Source organism: Mycobacterium sp. NGS26 (assembly GCF_059813025.1).
This window is the reverse complement of the sequence record NZ_JCALDU010000026.1, coordinates 1-590: the sequence shown is the minus strand read 5'-3', so window position 1 is coordinate 590 and position 590 is coordinate 1. Positions and strand designations below refer to the sequence as shown.

At 73.7% G+C, this 590-nt stretch carries 1 protein-coding gene; it reads left to right on the top strand.

The genetic code is table 11. The features are described 5' to 3' along the window. The coding region (locus AC5Y6X_RS24385; protein WP_499989710.1) for a PE/PPE C-terminal domain-containing protein at positions 1 to 588 on the top strand (588 nt) is incomplete at its 5' end. Between the last annotated feature and the right edge of the window lie 2 nt (positions 589 to 590).

Here is a 590-nt window from a genome sequence, read left to right as displayed (position 1 = left end):
AGCCTGGCCACCCCCAAGGCCACCACCACCTCTGGGCCGCCCACGTCGTCGTATTCGCAACTGTGGTACTTGCTGACCGGCCAGACCGTCGCGCCCACCAGCCTGGGGGCACTGGTCAACGGGTATGCCCCGTTTGCGGGTCTGTTCTACAACACCGAGGGCCTGCCCTACTTCAGCGTCGGTATGGGCAACTCGTTTGTGCAGATCGCCAAGTCGGCGGGACTGCTGGGCGGCGCGGCACCCGCGGCGGCCAAGGCCGCCGCCGGGGCCTCCCACGGTTTGGGCGCCGCGCTCGGTGGCGGGGCGCTGGGCGGGGGCGGCCAGGTCGCCGCCGGGCTGGGCCACGGCGCGCATGTGGCCGGGCTGTCGGTGCCCCAATCCTGGCCCGGGGCCACCGCACCCAGCGTGGCCAAACCCATCTCGGCGGTCCCGGTCAGCGAGGTCATCACCGCCCCCGAATCCGGGGCCGGCAACCTCGTCGGCGGCGTGCCCGCCACCACCGGGGCCGGCATGGCCCGCGGCGCCGGCGCCGGACCACGCTACGGCTTCAAACCCACCGTCATGGCCCGCCCACTCTCCGCCGGATAACC